Origin of the sequence: Paenibacillus sp. Marseille-Q4541 (assembly GCF_018310695.1) — a bacterium.
Classification (GTDB): domain Bacteria; phylum Bacillota; class Bacilli; order Paenibacillales; family Paenibacillaceae; genus Paenibacillus.
Genome location: NZ_JAGXCY010000006.1, coordinates 153,222 through 172,252, shown reverse-complemented (window position 1 = coordinate 172,252; position 19,031 = coordinate 153,222). Strand labels below are relative to the sequence as shown.

Below are 19,031 nucleotides of genomic sequence, written 5' to 3'. Positions count from 1 at the left end.
TGTTTAATTAGTCGTAGTATCGGTATTCGGAATAGGCTGTATACTCTGCCTTTATTTCTTGTTTCTATATTACACCATTTTTAAGAAAGCGCTATCATGTTTTCTATTATTATTCTTTTACCCTCCCATTTAGACTACTCACTTATCGAGAAAAAGGTGATCTTCTGAGCTAATAATCAGTTTCAACCCTTTGCATTTCCTGTTATACTTTTTACACGAAGAAATGGAGGGATCGTCATGGTGAAGAAAAAGAATGGAACAAGGCCTTCACAGTCTGCACAGCGGTCTTCTGCTCATGAAGGTAGTGCAGCAACACTAAAAGATTTACTGAGTGAAGAAGTGCTCGGCAAGCTGAAAGCACAAGCAACTGAGATGAAAGCTGCCGAAGTTGCTCGTCAGGAAGAAGCCAATCGAATCGCCGAAGAAAAGAAAAAAGCAGAACAAAAACGGCTTGATAACGATTTTGAACATCTACTAGAAAATAGCAAGATGGATTGGCAGAAATTTAAATAAAAAAAGTATTTGTATAAATGATGTACGATGTTATCGAGATGGAGCATTCAAATAAAATCCCTGTACTCTCTTCACAAGAAGAGATGCAGGGATTTTGCATTTCAATTAATTTTTTGTATCCCCTTCCCATTCTCCGATGATTCAAATTACCGCTCTCAAGGGTATTTACCGTACATAAGAAAACGAACTAGATGAATGAAAACATATAATTGAGGATTAGGGAGGAATTAAAAATGACACTACGTTTAGAGAATAAGATTGCTATTGTAACTGGCGGGGGTTCCGGTATAGGTCAGGCATCTGCCATTCGATTTGCTAAAGAAGGCGCCCATGTGTTTATGCTGGACCGCACTGTAGAAAAGGCGGAGAAAACAAAACAAACCATTGAAAAAAATGGTGGCCGTGCGGAAGTAGTGGAGTGTGATATCTCCGAGCCAGCGATGGTGGAATCTGCAATGAAAACGGTAGCTGAACGTGCAGGCCGCATCGATATTATTTTTGCAAACGCTGGGGTAAACGGAAAGCTATCCCCGATCGAAACGATGGAACTTGAAGATTGGGATCAAACGATGAGTATTAATATGAGGGGAACATTCACAACCGTAAAATATGCCATCCCTTATATGAAAGATAATGGAGGCAGCATCATCATTAACAGTTCCATTAACGGGAACCGTGTCTTCTCCAATATAGGGTTCTCAGCTTACGCTTCTACGAAGGCTGGGCAAGCTGCTTTTATGAAAATGGCAGCTCTCGAGCTTGCACGTTATAAAATCCGCGTAAACTCGATTCACCCAGGTGCAATTACAACCGAAATTGATGCCAAAACAGACCGCTCTGAAGACTTGGAAGAAGTACAAATTCAGGTCGATTATCCGGAAGGTGGGCATCCACTCGCTGGAGAAGCAGGTAAGCCAGAGCAAGTAGCCAATCTTGTATTGTTCCTTGCTTCTGAAGAAGCTTCACATGTATCAGGTACTGAAGTATATGTCGATGGAGCAGAGTCCCTGCTTAGAGGCTAATTTTCAGATCATATGATTTTCATACTGAGGCCCCCGGCTCTTGCACATCTGCAGAGTTCGGGGGTTTCTATTTACGGACACCTGTCCTTACAAGCCAATAATACCGATGCAGCTCCAGAATAAAATGAAACATGACAAAAGACAGCATGGAGTAAACGCACAGGAGTACAATGGCTACCCTGTCTTCGCTGACATATAATAAGGAAAGATTGGCGAGCAAATAACCAAGTCCGGTAAATAGAGTTATTGATACCTTGGATAGACCAGAATCCTCCTCCCTCTTTTGACGAGGCGAATCAAGCTTCCGTATATGCGAACAGATATATTGATACAGGGCAAACCCATAAGCGGCAAATGAAAAAGCAGTGTACCATGGAGTCTCTAAGCCCAGCCCTATGTATGCAAATTTCTGTGTTACGATCATGAAACCGAGTGAACAAACGATACCAAACACACCTCTAAACAAGACGTAATTCAGCTGAAGTTTTCGAGGAGCCAGAATTAAAGCCATAGCCCATATATTCATGACAGCAAGCGGCGGTAATAAAATATAAGCATATATCCGTTGATACGGCACACTTAGTACAGGGATAATCAAAAATAGATTAAGGAAAAACAGTACCAAAATTCCGGCATTCATCCTGATCCCGCTCACTGGATACATGGAGAGATAGCCCTGAAATACCTTTTGGTTATCATTTGTTTCTTCACAAACGACTTCCTTCACAGTGATTCGTCCTCCTTCATGTTGTGACTCCGCTCTATTGTCTCATTCCATTATTAATCAGCTGCTTCTATGGATAACCGTTACATATTCCTCTCCCTACAATCTCCTACCTGTTCCACACGCCTAGAAGGAAGATAGAAGAAAAGAACATATAGCATTAGGAAGAGCGTAAGCGCCAACATTTCTTCCATTAGGATATAGCGCGGATACGGACCAAGTACATCAAGAACGGAAGGAGTGTCTGGTTTGCGGGAGAGGAACATGTAATTTGCTCCTGTCATCTGATTTATGATCCAAACGACGCCTGCTACAATATTTAGCAAAATAAACGCTATAGGAACAGAGCGAAAGGTCAATCTGTAATTCTCGATCCACGTCATATACAAAGCGGACAAAATGATTGCTCCATGTGCGATGAAAAATTGAATAAAGCGAAAATGAGGAAAAGTATAAGCTAGATTGGGTGTTACTAATGCCGCCAATGCCCCGCAAATCCCAGCATAAAAGACAAGAATATATAAGATCCGGTTCCTCGTGATCAGCATCACAATAGATAAAATAAGCGTGATACTGCATAGTTCTAGTGGCAGTGTGTACTTCATATCCCATATAGCGTAAGCTCGGTACCATATCTCCAGCGTTACTTGCGATAAAAATAAAATGATAATAAGCCCCCACCGCAATGCCTGTTTCCACACACTTGAGTAACGTAGCTGAGTCCTATATAAGAACAAGGCTAGGATAACAACAACAATAATCAGGAGTGCCGCGATATGGAATGTAGACATAAATTCGAATGGCGGAGCATGAAATGGATTGAAAATGGAAGAATAACTTAAAATTGAGTACATCCTACTCCTCCTACTTTTGCAAAGTGGATAAAGACTTGAGCCAAGATTACATAAATTCTCAGCAAAATCCAATCTATTAATAGGGCGTTCGGTTCTCGTAACTTTAGCTAATACGAGCATATAATATAAAAGAAGACAGCGCTTTATTTTTCTTTCCAACTTTTTACTCAGGTTGATGTATACTATTATTGCTTGGTGGAAAAATGATATTTTGCGAAAAACGTATCTGCAAGCTATATTCTACATCATAACAGCTTCCTACTGGAGGGAACGACGTGTCTGAAACAACAAGAATTGAAAAAGATTTTATTGGTGAAAAAAGTATTCCTGCAACAGCTTACTATGGTATTCAAACGATGCGAGCGGTTGAGAACTTTCCTATTACGGGGGTTCCTATCGAAAGAGAGCTCATCTTTGCACTCGCCGCCGTGAAAAAGGCCGCAGCGATTGCAAACATGGATATGAAAATGCTGCCGCCAACAATCGGGAACGTCATCGTCACAGCAGCAGAAGAAGTCATGAACGGTCATTATCTTGATCATTTTATCGTTGACTCCATTCAGGGTGGTGCCGGTACCTCCATTAATATGAATATGAATGAAGTACTCGCCAATCGGGGACTTGAATTGCTTTCCAAAGTGAAAGGCGACTATTTTCACTGCAACCCTAACAACCATGTGAACATGTCCCAATCAACCAATGATGCAATTCCTACTGCTCTACGTATCGCAGCCTATCGTCATGCAATGACATTGTTGCAATCTATGGAGCAGCTTCGCGGCGGATTCGAACAGAAGGAAAAAGAATTCGACAATGTGGTCAAAGTAGGAAGAACGCATCTGCAGGATGCTGTTCCGATTAAGCTTGGACAAGAATTCGGTGCCTACGCCAGAGTACTATCAAGAGATATGGAACGATTGCAGGAAGCCTCAAAACGTCTCCTATCCATTAATATGGGAGCAACTGCCGTTGGTACAGGACTGAATGCCAAAATAGAATATATCGAAAAAGTAACCGAACATCTCGCTGAGATTACGGGATTACCTTTATATACAGCGGAAGATCTGGTTGATGCAACTCAGAATACCGATGCGTATCTAGAGATGTCTGCCGCACTGAAAGTATGTGCCGTCAATATGTCCAAGATCTGCAACGACATTCGTCTTATGGCATCCGGTCCAAGAGCAGGATTCTCTGAACTGCTGCTTCCGGCTAGACAACCAGGCTCCTCCATCATGCCAGGTAAAGTAAACCCTGTAATGGTTGAAGTGATGAACCAGATTTCATTCCAAGTAATCGGCAACGACCATACCATCGCTCTCGCTTGCGGTGCTGGTCAATTCGAGCTGAACGTAATGGGTCCGGTTATTGCATTCAATCTGTTGCAGTCACTCAAAATTATGAATAACGGCATGGATGTGTTCCATCGATTTGCTATTAAAGAGCTGGATGCGAATCGTGACCATATCAAAAAAGTGCTGGATCAAAGCTTCAGCATGATTACCGCACTGAACCCGCATCTTGGTTATGATGTGGCAGCAGGAATTGTGAAGGAAGCACTACGTACGAAAATGTCGATTACAGGCATTATTCTAGAACGAGGACTTCTTACAATTGAAGAACTCGAAGAAATTCTGCATCCGGAGCAAATGACGACCCCGGGGATTGCCGGAGAACGTTTCCTTCATATGGACTAACCTACTAGACTTTATAGCAAGAAGCCGTGCTCCTCTTTTTAAGAGGGCACGGCTTCTTTTGGTACGAGGATAAACGTTAGAGATCAATATTTAATTAATATTTCTCTGAGACTAATTTTGCTTGCGTGAATAAGAGGAGATAATCTCGCCCGCCTGCTTTGGAATCGGTTCCTGACATGTTAAATCCGCCAAACGGATGAACCCCAACCAAGGCCCCTGTACACTTTCGGTTAAAGTACAAGTTACCTGCAAAAAAGACAGCCCTTGCCTGCTCTAGGTGAGTCCGGTTCCTAGAAAATACAGCTCCAGTCAGCCCGAATTCCGTATTATTGGCAAACTGCAATGCTTCTTGAAAAGAAGCTGCTTTGGTAAAAGCAACAACAGGTCCAAAAATTTCCTCTTGTGATACGCGCGAGGTGGCACTGACACCGGCGATAATCGTCGGCTCAATAAAATAGCCATCGTTAATCCCTGTTTTCCCTCCTAGCACAATTTCACCTTCTAGTCTTCCTATCTTGATGTAATCTTGGATTTTGCGAAAAGCATTCGGGTCTATCACTGGACCGACGTTCGTCTCAGATAGTAACGGACTTCCTACTTTCAGTTTTTGAGTGAGGACTACGACTTTTTTAAGTACTTCGTCATATACCTTCTCATGAATGATGGCACGTGAACAAGCAGAACACTTCTGACCAGCAAACCCAAAAGCCGACGCGGTAATCGCTTCTGCCGCTGCATCAAGATCACTGCCTTCATCAACGATAATGGCATCCTTTCCACCCATTTCGGCAATTACTCTTTTAATCCACTTCTGACCTGGAGCTGTTTTGGCTGCCCGTTCGTTAATCCGCAGTCCGACCTCCCTTGATCCCGTAAAACTAATGAATCTGGTCAGCGGATGATCTACAAGATAATCTCCTATTTCACTGCCTGCTCCCGGAATAAAGTTAACAACACCGCTTGGTACCCCTGCTTCGATAAGCAACTGCACGAATTTTGCAGCGATAACTGAAGTGGTACTGGCCGGTTTAAGCACAACCGTATTACCCGATACGAGAGCCGCCGTCGTCATCCCTGCCATAATGGCGAGAGGAAAATTCCAGGGCGGAATGACGACGCCTACACCAAGGGGGACATAGTATAGTTCATTGTCTTCTCCGTCGATGTGAGTTAGTGGCTGCGGCTCAGCGAGGCGCTGAGCTTCCCGGGCGTAGAATTCCATAAAATCAATAGCTTCCGCTGTATCGGCATCGGCTTCTCCCCAAGTTTTGCCAGCTTCATACACCATCCAAGCCGAAAACTCGTGTTTGCGCTGGCGGAGCAAAGTTGCTGCTTTGAACAAATATCTTGCCCTCTCTGGAAAAGTCGTGTAACGCCAATGTTCGAATACAGCTTGAGCCGTTACAATCGCCTGCTCCGCCAACTCCTGATTTGCCTGAGATAATGTCCCGACAATCTGATCTTTAAGCGATGGATTTATGGAGGTGGCCTTAGTTTTGGTTTCAATTTCCTTGCCGCCGATAATCAGTGGATAATGCTTGCCCAGCTCGGATTCAACGAGTTTCAGAGCTTCCTTAAATAATGTCTGGTTCGCTTCTGTTCCGAAAGGCGTAAAGGGTTCATTCTTGAATGGGACGGGCATATTCGTGCCTCCTTCTAATTACTCTCAGGCTTGTTCTCACCCTATTACAGCAGGTTTACCCGATCTTTGCTGTAATAGGGTGAGAAGAGTTCTGTATTTCATATGTATTCAACGAGACTTTCCCCCATACATATGAAACGTAGAAGGGAGATCATGCCCATGAAAATTGGAAACGAACTATACCGAAAAACACTACTCACCGTCTCCGGCAATCCGCTGGTGGAGAAGTTGACCTTACGATACGGAAAGTCCCTGGCAAGAAAATTCATTGCCAGCAGTGATCTTGAGGGAGCGCTTCAGGAGGTGAAGCAACTTAATGCCAAAGGAATAATGGCGACTCTTGATCATTTAGGAGAAGGGATTACAGGACTCGAACAGGCAGCCTCCTATCGTAACGAATATATCCGGCTCATCGAAGGCATATCTAAATCCGGTGTAAACTCCAATGTATCTCTAAAACCAACACAGATGGGTCTTTCCCTAAACAAGGAAGTATGTTATGAGCATATTCGTGCGGTCGTGCGTGAAGCTAAATATCACCGGAATTTTGTACGCATTGACATGGAAGATTCACCCTATACGGATGCTACTCTGGAGATCGTTAAAAAACTTCATAAAGAGCAACTGACCAATGTAGGTACGGTCATCCAGTCCTATCTCTTCCGTACAGAGCAAGATGTTCAAGATTGTATCCAGCAAGGGATTTCACTCCGACTTGTCAAAGGGGCTTACAAAGAGCCAGCATCCATCGCCTACCAGAATGCCAAGGATGTACTATGGCAATACAAACGTATCATCCAAATGCATCTAGATCACAATGTGTACACTGCGATTGCTTCCCATGATGACAAGATCATCAAATGGACGAAACAATATGCTCTGGAGCATGAGGTTCCTAAGGACCGTTTTGAATTTCAAATGCTGTATGGACTTCGAATGCAGGAGCAAGCAAAGCTAGCTGAGGAAGGATACCGGGTACGTTGTTATGTTCCGTATGGAACGATGTGGTATCCGTATTATACGAGGAGACTCGCAGAAAAGCCTGCAAACTTGATGATGGTACTGAAGAACATGGGAAGATGAATTTTCGTATGCAACTATTCCACTTACGGATCTATGGGAGTATGCTTGTATTATGGACTTTTGTAGATCCGTTACCTAGCAATCCACTTCATAAATTCATTAGAACAGGAAGCGTTAGTCATGAATTTAACTTCACCACCTATGTACAGAAAATGGGTACGCGTCATCATCACCTTCCTAACCGCACTCGCCGGAGGAACACTATTCCATTATCTGCACATCCCGATCCCATGGCTCCTTGGAGCTATGGTTTTCGTGCTCATGTTCTCTTCTAAATGGGGGCAACTATTTTTTTGGCCACCTGCGTTTCGTAATACAGGGATGATTATTGTAGGATACACCCTGGGGTTATCTTTGACCCTATCTGCTTTACATGAAATTACACGTCAGTTCCCTACGATGCTGCTTATGACCGTTCTTTTGCTGCTTTTATGCGGAGCGATGGCTTTCGTGCTGTCTAGACTAACAGAGAACGATTATCTCACCATGCTGATGGGCAGTATTCCTGGAGGCCTAAGCCAAGTCGTTGCCCTAGCAGAAGAAACAAAAGGGGTAAACGTAACCGTCGTAACGGTCATGCAGGTGATCCGTCTGATGACGATCATTATTTCTGTACCTACCCTTCTGTTCAGCCCTATTGTGGGACAAGTTCACTCTGCTGCTTCTCCCGTAGGCCAGTTGCTGGAAAGTGTTACGCAAGGAGGGCGAGCAAATCTCCTCGTCTTTTTGGCTTATGCATTCGTCTGTACCCTTAGTGCTCTTGTGGCAAATAAGCTTCGCTTCCCGACTGCTTATTTGCTTGGTCCTATTATAGGAGCTGCTTTGCTACAGATGACAAGTCTTCCGGGGCCTGATCTGCCAGCCATTGTGATGAATGGAGCTCAGCTCCTCATCGGTGCTTACCTTGGCTTGCTGCTTAAACCGGGGCAATTCACACAGCGATTCCGTGTACTATCCTTATCCCTATTTGGCAGTGTCATGCTGGTAGCAGGTTCATTTGGGCTCAGCTTTCTATTGTCCCGCTATGGAAATGTGTCTCTCCCAACCGCGCTTCTTAGTCTAGCTCCCGGCGGAATGGATCAAATGAGTATTATGGCACATGAGATTCATGCCGATCTGTCCGTTGTCGCTGTTTATCAGTTGTTTCGGCTGCTGTTTATTTACTTTGCTGTACCGCCGCTACTTCGATTGATCATACAATTCATTCAAAAAAGGAAAATAGCCGATAAAAGAGTCGGTGATTAATATTCAAAAGTACTTTTTATCTGGTCGCAATCACCTACATTTTCACACGTATTATATAAGGACCGTTAGAATTAAAGCATCCACAGGGGGAACAGATTTTGAAGAAGTTTATCTCATCAGCAGCATCAGTCATCATAGCTTTGATTTTAATTGCAGGGTATTTCGATCTTATTGATTTATCTCCACCACAAGAAAACACACCAGAAGACACGCCTCAAGATATCGTACAGTTGGAATTTCCCGCAGATCGTTATCCTGAAACTGCAGAACATATTCAGAACGCCATTAAGCAAGGAAAGCCTGACATATGTACCATAGACCGGAGTGGAGCAGAGGAAAACAGGGACGAATCATTAAAAGGAATCCCGACAAAAAAAGGTTATGATCGGGATGAGTGGCCGATGGCCATGTGTGCAGAAGGAGGAACGGGAGCAAATATTGAATACATAGATCCATCAGATAATCGGGGTGCGGGTAGTTGGGTAGGAAACCAGCTAGAAGGATTCAGGGACGGGACAAAAGTAGAATTCATATTTAGATAAAACATAAAACAAAGACCCTGATCTTACATGATCCAGGGTCTTCTTCGTATTTACTATTTTAATATGGCAATCTATGCAGACATGCGATCATTTCCATTTCAACCTGAGGGCAGATCGGATCTGTCGCATCTGCTTCTCCTGCTGCAGCAGCAAATCTTCTGCTTCTTCCACCGATATATATTGAAAGTTTATATACTCCCCTGGTTTCAGCTGTGCAACCTGCGGAAGATCTGCGCTCGCCACCTGAGCAATTCTCGGATACCCTCCTGTTGTCTGTCTGTCCGATAACAGCAGGACGGGTTCACCACTAGGCGGAAGCTGTATCGTCCCATGTACAACCCCTTCCGAAAGGAGTTCTTTTGAGTCCCCGAAAATAAGCCGCCTATGAAGCCCTTTTAGACGATATCCCATCCGGTCGGATGTCGTATCCACTTGATATCTTTGCTCTGTAAAGAGCTTCTTACTATCCTCATCCATAAGATCATAATGAGTGCCCTTCATCACACGTATGAAGGCAGCCTTTTCGCTTCCCTCCGTCCTTCTGAACGGATACAAGAAATCCGCATTCACAGACCAAGGTACGGTAACCAAAGAATGCTGTGACTCTTCTAGCATCGCGGACAGCAATGAATTGTCCTCCATCACCTCTGTTAAAAGCTCATCTCCTGCTCGAAGTGATCGTCCGTGAATGCCTCCCAGCTCTGCTCTCGTATAAGTGCTGCGACTTCCCATGACAGAAAGAACATCCAGTCCCCCGCCAAAAGCAACATAAGCTCTGCATCCGCTGAGCGGTGACGGCAGAGGAGCCTTAAACCGGACTGTACTTCCTTCTGGGATTACTACAGGTCTCCATTGAGGCAACGTTTGTCCATCCATCCATGCCTGAAGAGATCCGCCGCAAATGGCGAGAAGAAGTGGTGTTAGGGCGATAAACTCCGTTCCTGTCATCGTAATCTCAAGAACGGCCTTATCCTCTGCATTCCCCACGAGAAGATTGGCTATTCTTGCCGCAGGAAGATCCATCGCACCTGAGACAGGAACACCGTAACTTTGGTAACCATATCTTCCGAGATCTTGAACGGTAGCAAATACACCGGGTTTCAATATGTACAGGCCCATGTTCTGACTCATGTATACAGCTCCTTCGATAGGAATTACTAAAATAAAAGAACAAAGACCATCAGTGGTCTGGCTGCCTTTGTTCTATATCAGAAGTTCTCGGAATTGGAATAGAACACTTCCTGCAATTTATCTATCTTTATAAGATGAGGTTTTATTAATCCTAATAGATTCGCTTTGGCAATTTTCGCATCATATAAAGAGTTTATTGAAGTCGTATATTCTTCCTTTATTATAGAAAGTATTTCGTCCATAGAACGCAGCTCACCGGCCAGCGACCGTAAATATTCACGTGTACCTTCATCTATTAATTTGGGACTGGATTTCCAATAACGATAGCTTATCGTTCGTACTGAGCCCCATGTTCCGCTAAAAGCTGTATACATGTCATATTGCTCATCTGAAGTCATCACAGCACTATTAACTACAATCTCTGGATCTCTATTCTCCGAATAATCGTCGCTAAATTCAATAAGTGTCCACATCTGCTCATCGATCTGATCCGCCTCTATTTTAGCGGCTTCAATGAGCTGTTGAACTTTAGCAGGGCTTTCATCTTTTTCTGTGTTGCTAATGGCTTCTAATGTTTCTGCAAGTGGAATCAGAGATACTGTATTCTTCAGTATGTATATGAAGCCGGAGTCGTTTTTCATTTGATACCGCGACTTCAGATCATTGTACTTTTCTTGGGAGTCTTTATATAACGTCATGAAAATTACTGCACTCACGCCCAAAAGTATAATGAATCCGATCATAGTGAATTTCGAAACCTTTGACATCGTATGATTTCCCTCTCTGCGATAAGTCTATCTTGTAAAAACTTTAGACTAAGCGATCGATAGAGAAAAGAAAAGAGAACCACTTCCATATATGCAAGAATCCTGTTAATCAGGATTGGAACTCTTCAAGACTGATCGGCTGAAAGCGCACGATATCTCCTGCACGCAAAAGTACGGGCTCCTTCGCATCCGGTTCAAACAAGCGCCTAGGAGTCCTCCCGATGATCTGCCAACCTCCCGGGGTGGGAAGGGAATATACTCCTGTCTGTTCCCCTGCAATACCTACACTCCCTGCAGGAATAAGGACACGCGGCACCTGCTTTCTCGGCGTAAAAAGAGCGCCTGGCATTCCTCCAAGATACGGAAACCCGGGAGCAAATCCAATCATATATACTTTATACGTCCCCCCGCTGTGCAGCGAGATGACTTCTTGTTCTGTCATGTTCGTGTATCGCGCAACCTCAGATAAATCGGGGCCGTACTCTCCTCCGTAACATACAGGAAGAATGATCGTCCGAGGCTTTGCGGAAGACATGTCTGTTAGCTGTGTAAATAGTCCCCTGAGATACGCCTCTATGTATAGATAAGCAGGCTGACCGCCACAGAACTTCTTTACCTCCAGTAGTTCATAATGAACGGTAACACTGGCGTAAGCAGGGACACATTCGATCATACCAGGAAAAGGCTTCTGACCCAGAATGTCCGTACAGAGCCGGACCTGCTCATGAATGCGCTCATCGATGATATCTCCAAAATGAAGAAGCACGGCCGAATCTCCAAACGGAGTCAGTTGGAAAGACAACTTCACTTTGTCTCACCTACACTTTGCACCTTTATTCCATGCTTTTTGAAACTTTCTCTTAAAAATAACGCATGCTCAAGTGCTTCCGGTGTATCTCCATGGATACACAGCGTATCAGCTTTGAGCTTAATCGGTGTACCCTCACGTGAGGTTGCTTCCCCATACTGAATCATGCGGAGGGCTTGTCTCGCACATGCTGCTGAATCCCGAATGACTGCCCCCGGTAGATGTCTAGGCGTAAGTGTCCCGCCTCCCTCATAGGTACGATCAGCGAATACCTCATGGGCGCACCTAAGACCCGTCAATTCTCCAGCAAGGGTAAGATGACTGCTCGCAAGTCCGTATAAAATAAGTTCTGGATCTACCCGGTAGATTGCTTCCGCTACTGCTTTCGCCAGTGGTTCTCGTTCGGCTGCCATATTATAAAGCGCACCATGCGGTTTCACATGGCTTAGCTTCCCGCCTTCTGCCTTTACAATAGCGGACAGAGCTCCGATCTGATAAACCACCATATCGTATACTTCCTGCGCTGTCACTGCGAGTTCCCTGCGTCCAAATCCGATGAGATCCGGCAGGCCTGGATGCGCTCCGATCGATACGCCATGAGCAAGAGCAAGCTGAACGGCTTCTCTCATTTTACTGGGATCACCGGCATGAAAACCGCAGGCAATGTTAGCAGATGTAATATATTTCATCATTTGCGCATCCGAAGCAGAAGGGTACGCTCCAAAACCTTCTCCAAGATCGCAATTAAGATCAATCGTATATGATACTTTGTGTGATGCGCTCATGATTTTCCTCCTGTTAAATGAACCGATGAACCGTGATTAGCAATTACGGATGTTCGTCGTTTTTTTCATTATCATATCAAAAGATGAACGCCCCTCCCATCCATTTTTCATCTTAGGAATAGGACATTCTAAAAAGGTAAACACAGAATATATAACACAAGTATTACATACACTTTGATTCCTTGGAAAATAGCGGTACACTAGAAGCGATGTTTATTTTAACGGATCACAAAAAAGGAGATGACCCGATATGGATTTTCAAACCAAGCTGGACAATTATGCAGAACTACTCGTGAAAGTCGGGGTAAATGTACAGAAGGGACAAACCGTCGTCCTGAACATATCGATTGAAGTACCTGAACTGGCTCGTGCCATCGTCAAGAAAGCATACGAAGCAGGTGCTTACCAAGTCAAAGTAAACTGGTCGGACGATGCGGTATCACGCATCCAGTACGATATGGCTTCCGAAGAATCTTTCCTTGATGTACCAAAACATACAGCGGCAGAACGCGTAGAACAAGCGGAGAATGGCGCAGCTTTCATTACTATTAAGTCCGATGATCCAGACCTATTAGCAGGTGTACCTTCCCAAAAAATTATCAATGCTAACAAAACACTCAGCACTGCACTTACTCGTTTCCGTCAACTGACACAATCATTTAAAGTAAGCTGGTCGCTCGGTGCCGCTCCTTCCAAAGGATGGGCTGCCAAAGTATTCCCTGACTTGCCAGCAGATGAGCAGATAGAAAAGCTGTGGGACGTTATTTTCCAAATGGTGCGTGCCGATCAGCCTGATCCGGTTGGCGCTTGGGAGAAACATATCGCAACGCTCAAAGAAAAAAGCAATTACTTAAACGAAAAACAGTATAAAAAACTTCACTATGTTGCACCAGGTACAGACCTTACGATGGAACTCCCAGAGAACCATATTTGGCTTGGCGGTAACAAGGAAAATGAAAAAGGCGTATGGTTCGTACCAAACCTTCCTACAGAAGAAGTCTATTCTGCTCCATTACGTACAGGTGTGAATGGTAAAGTATCCAGCACGAAACCACTCAGCTATAGCGGCAATATTATCGACAACTTTACATTTACATTTGAGAACGGACGCGTAGTAGATGTCACTGCGGAGAAAGGCGAAGAGACGCTGAAGGGTCTCGTTAACATGGATGAAGGCGCTCATTACCTGGGCGAAGTTGCCCTTGTACCTCACCATTCTCCTATCTCCGATAGCGGTGTTCTATTCTACAAAACACTCTTCGATGAAAACGCGAGCTGTCACCTTGCTATCGGCAGTGCTTATTCTGCTTGTATCGAGGGAGGAACAGAAATGTCCCCTGAACAGTTAAACGAGCATGGTCTGAACACCAGCACAGTGCACACGGATTTCATGATCGGTTCCGCTGAACTTGATATCTATGGTATTACGGCTGACGGTACAGAAGAGCCTGTATTTAAACAAGGAAACTGGGCGTTTTAATTTGCGCTGAAGACAAAAAAGAGGTTGTCCCTATTCACCGTAAGGTGACTTCGGACAACCTCTTTTCCATTTGTAGAATTGCATCCTAGAATCCGTGAATCAAAAGGGGCTCAGCTGAGATAAATCGAAGCACTTTTGAAGTTATCTCCTCCTGGCGCGGAGTAGTTTGGAAAGTCCTCTGCTCCTTCAAGCTCAATGAGTGGGCGCGGCCCTTCTGCCATTTTCCGAAGCACATACCAGAATTCTAAATCCCCCATGCCCAGATGATGAAGTGTATCTCCTACTTTTCTAAACAATCCATAAGGGGAATGCTCTCCAGCAGCGATCTCTTTCATCACTTCTCGCTCCACACTTCCGATTCCATCCTGTTCAGAGGGTAGACGGGATAGATACGCAAGGTACGCTTCTTTAGCAAATGGTAAGGCAGATGTATCGCTATCAAGTAAACGCTTTAACTGTAATGTGTCACTTGCAGAATAGGCTTTCCACAGCGCATCCCCTAGTAGAAGCTCTTTGTTACTCACAATTTGCCACGTTCCGGATAAGGTCTTAAGCTGTTCTGCTGTTAACTGTCCTAATCCACGAAACAGCTCAATCCCTGGAAACTCCCCAATCGTAAGCAGATTCAGTCTCGTGTTACCCAAATCCTGATGAGCAAAAAAAGACAAAAGATAACAAAGCATGGTCTGGTCGAATAAGTCATGTTCAAACCAGAGTACCACCTCATCGTATTTCCGAAACGCAGCAAGCTGCTCTTCCTGCTGCTTACAGTCATTTACATATTCGCTAGCGGGAATCCCTAAGTTCTGCTCAAGATATTTCGCACGACTCGTCTTGTGAGCTTCCGTGCTCATATCTTCGAACAAAGGACCTACCGTATAAATCTCTCTCCACACCAGAATATCCCCTTGTACCACACCCTGCTTCAACTTCTCAGCAACCGAATCTCCATTCACAATATGTAACATTTTACTTCCTCCCTCATACAAATCATGAAATACAGCAATGAAGTCTGCCACAGGCAGCTTATCTTTCAGCTTCTTACGTGCATCGAATAACCTCTTCTTTAGTACAGCGATGGATGTCTCCAGATATTCACTAATTTCACGGATGGAATAACCATAAAAATAATAGAGTTGCACGGGCACCCTACTCCGTGTCGGCAGGGCCGAAACCGCTTCATGAATCATTTGATTCAGTTGAATTCTGCTGACCTGATCTTCTACCGTCTCCTGCTGCAATATTTGTTGTTCCTGTATTCCTTCCAGACCCATTTCCTGAACTTTGTTGTGCTGTTGCCAAATCCGGTAGCTTTTACGTTCGACGATTACGCGAAACCATCCCGGAAATGCTTCTACATGCTCTAAAGTGTTTAGCTTAAGAAAAGCTTCCGTAAATGCCTCTTGCACCGCATCTTGTGCCAAATAGAAATCTCCAAGCTTTTGATAACTCACCGCATGGGCCATTCCGCTAAAATGCCGTACAAGCTCCTGAAATGCTTCCGGATCACCCTCTTGCGCTTTAATTATCCATGCTCGCAAGATCAATCTCCTCTCCTGATTTTCTATATATAAGTGTCTCTACTAACGCATTTGGTTACTTTTTAAAATTATTTATTTTTCATAGATCTATTCGTTCCAGATCTACTGACTATGCTGCAGCATATCATGGGCAAGTAAAGCCATTTCGATAGAGGTTCGACGGTGCGGGGCAAGCCAGTCTTCCCCTAATAGTTCCTCCAGTTTATCTAGCCGATTATAAAGCGTCTGGCGGTGAATATAGAGTGCTTTAGCTGTCTCGAGTTTAGAACCAAAATAGTCCATATACGCCTTTAGTGTATCCAGCAGATGAAGGTCATGCTTCTCATCGTAACGAACTAACACACCTAGATGGTCATCTACAAAAGACTGTAGAAAAGTATACGGTGTTGCCTTTAGCAATTGATAGACCCCCAGCTTGTCATAAAATAAAACATCCTTCATCGAGTCTACACTCCGGCTCACTTCAATGACCTGGTACGCCTCTGCAAAGCTTACCTGGGACTCCGTCATCTTCTGCCTCACTTTTCCAAAACCTGCATGAATGATAACCCCCTCTAGCTGCACGGCAAATTCCGATATATCCTCTGTGATAGACCGCAGCGTCATCATCAAATTCACCGCAGTATCCTTGGTCAGCGATTCCTTCGCACACAGCACGTGAATTTGGTTCATTTTCATCATGACAAGATGAGGAACATTATTCTTTTTCAGTAAAGAACGGAGCAGCACCATCATGTCTTGATGGTTCGCTTCCTTCCGCTCTTGCTCAATATTTTTTGCCCGGTGTTCGATTTCAAGGACCCCACCGAGAAACAAATATTGCCCCTTCACTAGCAAGCGAAGGCCCATACTGGTTTGTGCCTGTTCTTCACTATGAATACGATTATTCAATAGATCCTGCAAAATACTATTTTGATTCCGAAGCATTTTTTCCTCAAGAAATTCGGTGCGAAGTAATAACGTGGCTACTGCTTTGGCGGTGTAATCGAGCAGCAGAGATAAAGCCTCTGCCGGCTGCTCCGAGGTAACAATTCCAACCGCTGAGAACACCTGACCGAAAATAACGACCGGCTGAAACAGTACATAATGATCCTCTGAAAGTTCTGCTAGAATGTTAGACTCCTGACCTCCGAGCGGTCTGTGCTCTACCTCGCGAGCGTAAACATCGGCAATGGCAGCAGCCCTTTCCGGGGATACACTTGGATAAAACCGATTGTGTTCAAGAGAAGATACATATACGACAGGCTGAGACGCATATTCACTTAGCAGCCGCAAAATACTGGATATATCCGTGCTTTGGAGGGTCAATTGCTGAACTTTACGTGAGTACGTTTCTAGATCCTTCAATAACTGATGCTGGCGATTAATAATGTACGAATGAATGTCCTGGGTAATCTCCACAAACCTTACAGGACGGTCAAACACAATGATGGGAAATTGATGTTCATCTGCAAGCTCAAGTACATCTTGAGGGATACTCTCTATACTTGTCCCGAACTCTACACAGAGTCCGGCGGCTTCACTCTGAATAAGCTGCATCAAATACTGTTTACGCTCCTGCTCGATTTTGAGCCAGAGACCCGTTGACAAGATTAAATCCCCACGACTCAAATAGGGAGTTATATTCGTAATTTCAAGGACATGTACCCATCTGACCTGTCGATGCCCACCTTGTAAACCAGCTGCAATATGAGCTCTTTTAAAAATGGGTCTGCTCATCACATCTTTAATTGTAAGAGATTGTGTTTTTTTCAGAAACATACACCACCATGTCAAATTTATTTACATACTCATCAAAATACCATACATGATATTCAACCATTATGACATAAAGTCCTGCTATTTTCGCAAATAATAGACATTAAGTAAGATGCATTTTCACACCCTCCCACATAAAATTGTAGTATAGCTAACACGCATTATAAAAAAAGCAATAACATGATTTACCTTCCACTTCAAAATAATAAAACTTTAGTAAACTCCCACTCTAAATCACGAGGTGATTCGCATGATCGTTGGTGTACCGAAAGAAATTAAAAATAATGAAAACCGAGTGGCTCTTACGCCGCAAGGAGCAGCTGAATTCGTTCGCAAAGGACATCAGGTTTACGTGGAATCTGGTGCAGGTATAGGCAGCGGTTTTACCGATGCTGAATATGCAGCTGCAGGAGCCGAGCTGGCGGATGTAACCTCTGTATGGAATAAAGCGGACATGATTATGAAAGTAAAAGAACCTTTATCTAGTGAATATGGTTATTTCAGACCTGGCCTTGTTCTGTTTACCTATCTTCATCTTGCGGCCGAGCCTTCTTTGACCAAAGCACTGGTAGACAGTGGCGTTATTGCGATTGCCTATGAAACGATAACCACAGGTGGAACTCTTCCACTACTCACACCAATGAGTGAAGTTGCAGGCCGAATGTCTGCACAGATTGGTGCACAGCTGCTGGAGAAAAATAAGGGTGGAAAAGGTATTCTCCTCTCGGGCATTCCTGGAGTAAGCCGGGGCAAAGTAACGATTATTGGCGGAGGAATTGTTGGAACGAATGCAGCCAAGATCGCGATTGGACTTGGAGCAGACGTTACAATCATTGATTTGAGTGTAAATCGGTTACGCGAGCTAGACGATCTGTTTGGTAACAGTATTCACACCCTTGTATCTACACCAGCAAACATTGCCGAAGCCGTCGCTTCTTCTGATCTTCTGATCTGTGCAGTGCTGATTCCAGGTGCCAAAGCTCCTCGTCTCGTTACGGAAGACATGGTCAAACGAATGAGTCCCGGTTCCGTTATTGTGGATGTCGCTATAGATCAGGGTGGTATTGTGGAGACGATTGATCATATCACGACACATGATAACCCGACTTATGTAAAACACGGCGTAGTCCATTATGCAGTAGCGAATATGCCAGGTGCGGTACCACGTACCTCTACACTGGGTCTTACGAATGCCACTTTACCGTATGCCCTGAAGCTTGCTGACCGCGGAGCGCTGGAAATTTTGAAGCTTGATCCCGCCGTACGTGCAGGCCTGAATGTATTCCAAGGGCAAGTCACTTACGAGGCGGTTGCAAGAGATCTAGGTTATAGTTATATCCCTGCTGAGCGAGCTATAGCTGAAGCTTCCCAAGTTCAATAACCTCGAGTTGTATTAAAAAGAGATTACTAACGTAGAAATCTACGATAGCAATCTCTTT

The 19,031-nt window shown here is 44.3% G+C and carries 17 protein-coding genes; 8 read left to right on the top strand and 9 right to left on the bottom strand.

Annotated elements, in window-relative coordinates:
- Positions 1–237 precede the first annotated feature (237 nt).
- Both KFT32_RS09865 and KFT32_RS09860 read left to right on the top strand, forming a co-directional pair.
- Complete coding sequence (locus KFT32_RS09865; protein WP_211747006.1) at positions 238–513, top strand: YqkE family protein; 276 nt, start codon at positions 238–240, stop codon at positions 511–513.
- Between the two features lie 233 nt (positions 514–746).
- Positions 747–1,535 (top strand): SDR family oxidoreductase, encoded by a 789-nt coding sequence (locus KFT32_RS09860; protein WP_211747005.1) that lies wholly within the window; start codon positions 747–749, stop codon positions 1,533–1,535.
- A gap of 67 nt (positions 1,536–1,602) precedes the next feature.
- Here the strand turns inward: KFT32_RS09860 and KFT32_RS09855 are convergent, their stop codons facing one another.
- The gene (locus tag KFT32_RS09855; RefSeq protein ID WP_349304890.1) at positions 1,603–2,262 is read right to left on the bottom strand and encodes a hypothetical protein; all 660 of its coding nucleotides are present in this window, start codon (positions 2,260–2,262) and stop codon (positions 1,603–1,605) included.
- Between the two features lie 80 nt (positions 2,263–2,342).
- On the bottom strand, positions 2,343–3,113 hold the full coding sequence (locus KFT32_RS09850; RefSeq protein ID WP_249435785.1) for a YwaF family protein: 771 nt from the start codon (positions 3,111–3,113) through the stop codon (positions 2,343–2,345).
- A 275-nt stretch (positions 3,114–3,388) separates the two neighbouring features.
- Here KFT32_RS09850 and KFT32_RS09845 point away from each other — a divergent pair, with 275 nt between their 5' ends.
- Positions 3,389–4,810, top strand: a complete 1,422-nt coding sequence (locus tag KFT32_RS09845) for an aspartate ammonia-lyase (protein WP_211747004.1) — start codon at positions 3,389–3,391, stop codon at positions 4,808–4,810.
- A 94-nt stretch (positions 4,811–4,904) separates the two neighbouring features.
- Here KFT32_RS09845 and pruA read toward each other — a convergent pair whose 3' ends face one another.
- Positions 4,905–6,452, bottom strand: coding sequence for an L-glutamate gamma-semialdehyde dehydrogenase (gene pruA, locus KFT32_RS09840; RefSeq protein WP_211747003.1), 1,548 nt, complete (start codon positions 6,450–6,452; stop codon positions 4,905–4,907).
- Positions 6,453–6,611: 159 nt separating this feature from the next.
- On the opposite strand from pruA, the gene KFT32_RS09835 reads away from it, so the two are divergent.
- The 3 genes from KFT32_RS09835 to KFT32_RS09825 all read left to right on the top strand — a co-directional run bounded on the left by KFT32_RS09835 (position 6,612) and on the right by KFT32_RS09825 (position 9,322).
- A complete protein-coding gene (locus KFT32_RS09835; RefSeq protein ID WP_211747002.1) occupies positions 6,612–7,535 on the top strand; it encodes a proline dehydrogenase family protein in 924 nt (307 codons plus the stop codon).
- 120 nt (positions 7,536–7,655) lie between these two features.
- On the top strand, positions 7,656–8,780 hold the full coding sequence (locus KFT32_RS09830) for an AbrB family transcriptional regulator (RefSeq protein ID WP_249435784.1): 1,125 nt from the start codon (positions 7,656–7,658) through the stop codon (positions 8,778–8,780).
- Positions 8,781–8,878: 98 nt separating this feature from the next.
- Positions 8,879–9,322 (top strand): NucA/NucB deoxyribonuclease domain-containing protein, encoded by a 444-nt coding sequence (locus KFT32_RS09825; protein WP_211747001.1) that lies wholly within the window; start codon positions 8,879–8,881, stop codon positions 9,320–9,322.
- Between the two features lie 87 nt (positions 9,323–9,409).
- Here KFT32_RS09825 and KFT32_RS09820 read toward each other — a convergent pair whose 3' ends face one another.
- The 4 genes from KFT32_RS09820 to KFT32_RS09805 form a co-directional block, all read right to left on the bottom strand.
- A complete protein-coding gene (locus KFT32_RS09820) occupies positions 9,410–10,453 on the bottom strand; it encodes a 5-oxoprolinase subunit C family protein (RefSeq protein ID WP_249435783.1) in 1,044 nt (347 codons plus the stop codon).
- Between the two features lie 77 nt (positions 10,454–10,530).
- Positions 10,531–11,220, bottom strand: a complete 690-nt coding sequence (locus KFT32_RS09815; protein WP_211747000.1) for a hypothetical protein — start codon at positions 11,218–11,220, stop codon at positions 10,531–10,533.
- Positions 11,221–11,329: 109 nt separating this feature from the next.
- On the bottom strand, positions 11,330–12,028 hold the full coding sequence (gene pxpB, locus KFT32_RS09810) for a 5-oxoprolinase subunit PxpB (protein ID WP_349304889.1): 699 nt from the start codon (positions 12,026–12,028) through the stop codon (positions 11,330–11,332).
- Positions 12,025–12,813: a LamB/YcsF family protein gene (locus KFT32_RS09805; protein ID WP_211746999.1), complete on the bottom strand. Its 789-nt coding sequence runs from the start codon at positions 12,811–12,813 to the stop codon at positions 12,025–12,027. The genes pxpB and KFT32_RS09805 overlap by 4 nt, the downstream gene beginning before the upstream one ends.
- Before the next feature lie 250 nt (positions 12,814–13,063).
- Here KFT32_RS09805 and KFT32_RS09800 point away from each other — a divergent pair, with 250 nt between their 5' ends.
- A complete protein-coding gene (locus KFT32_RS09800) occupies positions 13,064–14,293 on the top strand; it encodes an aminopeptidase (protein WP_211746998.1) in 1,230 nt (409 codons plus the stop codon).
- A 110-nt stretch (positions 14,294–14,403) separates the two neighbouring features.
- On the opposite strand, the gene KFT32_RS09795 is transcribed toward KFT32_RS09800, so the two are convergent.
- Together KFT32_RS09795 and KFT32_RS09790 are read right to left on the bottom strand one after the other, a co-directional pair.
- Positions 14,404–15,834, bottom strand: a complete 1,431-nt coding sequence (locus KFT32_RS09795; RefSeq protein ID WP_211746997.1) for a sigma-70 family RNA polymerase sigma factor — start codon at positions 15,832–15,834, stop codon at positions 14,404–14,406.
- A gap of 102 nt (positions 15,835–15,936) precedes the next feature.
- Entirely contained in the window at positions 15,937–17,595 is a 1,659-nt protein-coding gene (locus KFT32_RS09790) for a PucR family transcriptional regulator (protein WP_249435782.1), read from the bottom strand.
- A 247-nt stretch (positions 17,596–17,842) separates the two neighbouring features.
- Between KFT32_RS09790 and ald the strand changes: the two genes are divergently transcribed.
- Positions 17,843–18,973 (top strand): alanine dehydrogenase, encoded by a 1,131-nt coding sequence (ald, locus tag KFT32_RS09785; RefSeq protein ID WP_211746996.1) that lies wholly within the window; start codon positions 17,843–17,845, stop codon positions 18,971–18,973.
- The last annotated feature ends 58 nt before the right edge of the window (positions 18,974–19,031 follow it).

What these genes read in the sequence shown, in the direction of transcription:
- KFT32_RS09860 (WP_211747005.1), top strand. Translation starts at nt 747, where the DNA reads ATGACACTACGTTTAGAGAATAAGATTGCTATTGTAACTGGCGGGGGT.
- KFT32_RS09790 (WP_249435782.1), bottom strand. Translation starts at nt 17,595, where the DNA reads ATGTTTCTGAAAAAAACACAATCTCTTACAATTAAAGATGTGATGAGC.
- pruA (WP_211747003.1), bottom strand. Translation starts at nt 6,452, where the DNA reads ATGCCCGTCCCATTCAAGAATGAACCCTTTACGCCTTTCGGAACAGAA.
- KFT32_RS09805 (WP_211746999.1), bottom strand. Translation starts at nt 12,813, where the DNA reads ATGAGCGCATCACACAAAGTATCATATACGATTGATCTTAATTGCGAT.
- KFT32_RS09830 (WP_249435784.1), top strand. Translation starts at nt 7,656, where the DNA reads ATGAATTTAACTTCACCACCTATGTACAGAAAATGGGTACGCGTCATC.
- KFT32_RS09835 (WP_211747002.1), top strand. Translation starts at nt 6,612, where the DNA reads ATGAAAATTGGAAACGAACTATACCGAAAAACACTACTCACCGTCTCC.
- ald (WP_211746996.1), top strand. Translation starts at nt 17,843, where the DNA reads ATGATCGTTGGTGTACCGAAAGAAATTAAAAATAATGAAAACCGAGTG.
- KFT32_RS09800 (WP_211746998.1), top strand. Translation starts at nt 13,064, where the DNA reads ATGGATTTTCAAACCAAGCTGGACAATTATGCAGAACTACTCGTGAAA.
- KFT32_RS09820 (WP_249435783.1), bottom strand. Translation starts at nt 10,453, where the DNA reads ATGAGTCAGAACATGGGCCTGTACATATTGAAACCCGGTGTATTTGCT.
- KFT32_RS09865 (WP_211747006.1), top strand. Translation starts at nt 238, where the DNA reads ATGGTGAAGAAAAAGAATGGAACAAGGCCTTCACAGTCTGCACAGCGG.
- KFT32_RS09815 (WP_211747000.1), bottom strand. Translation starts at nt 11,220, where the DNA reads ATGTCAAAGGTTTCGAAATTCACTATGATCGGATTCATTATACTTTTG.
- KFT32_RS09850 (WP_249435785.1), bottom strand. Translation starts at nt 3,113, where the DNA reads ATGTACTCAATTTTAAGTTATTCTTCCATTTTCAATCCATTTCATGCT.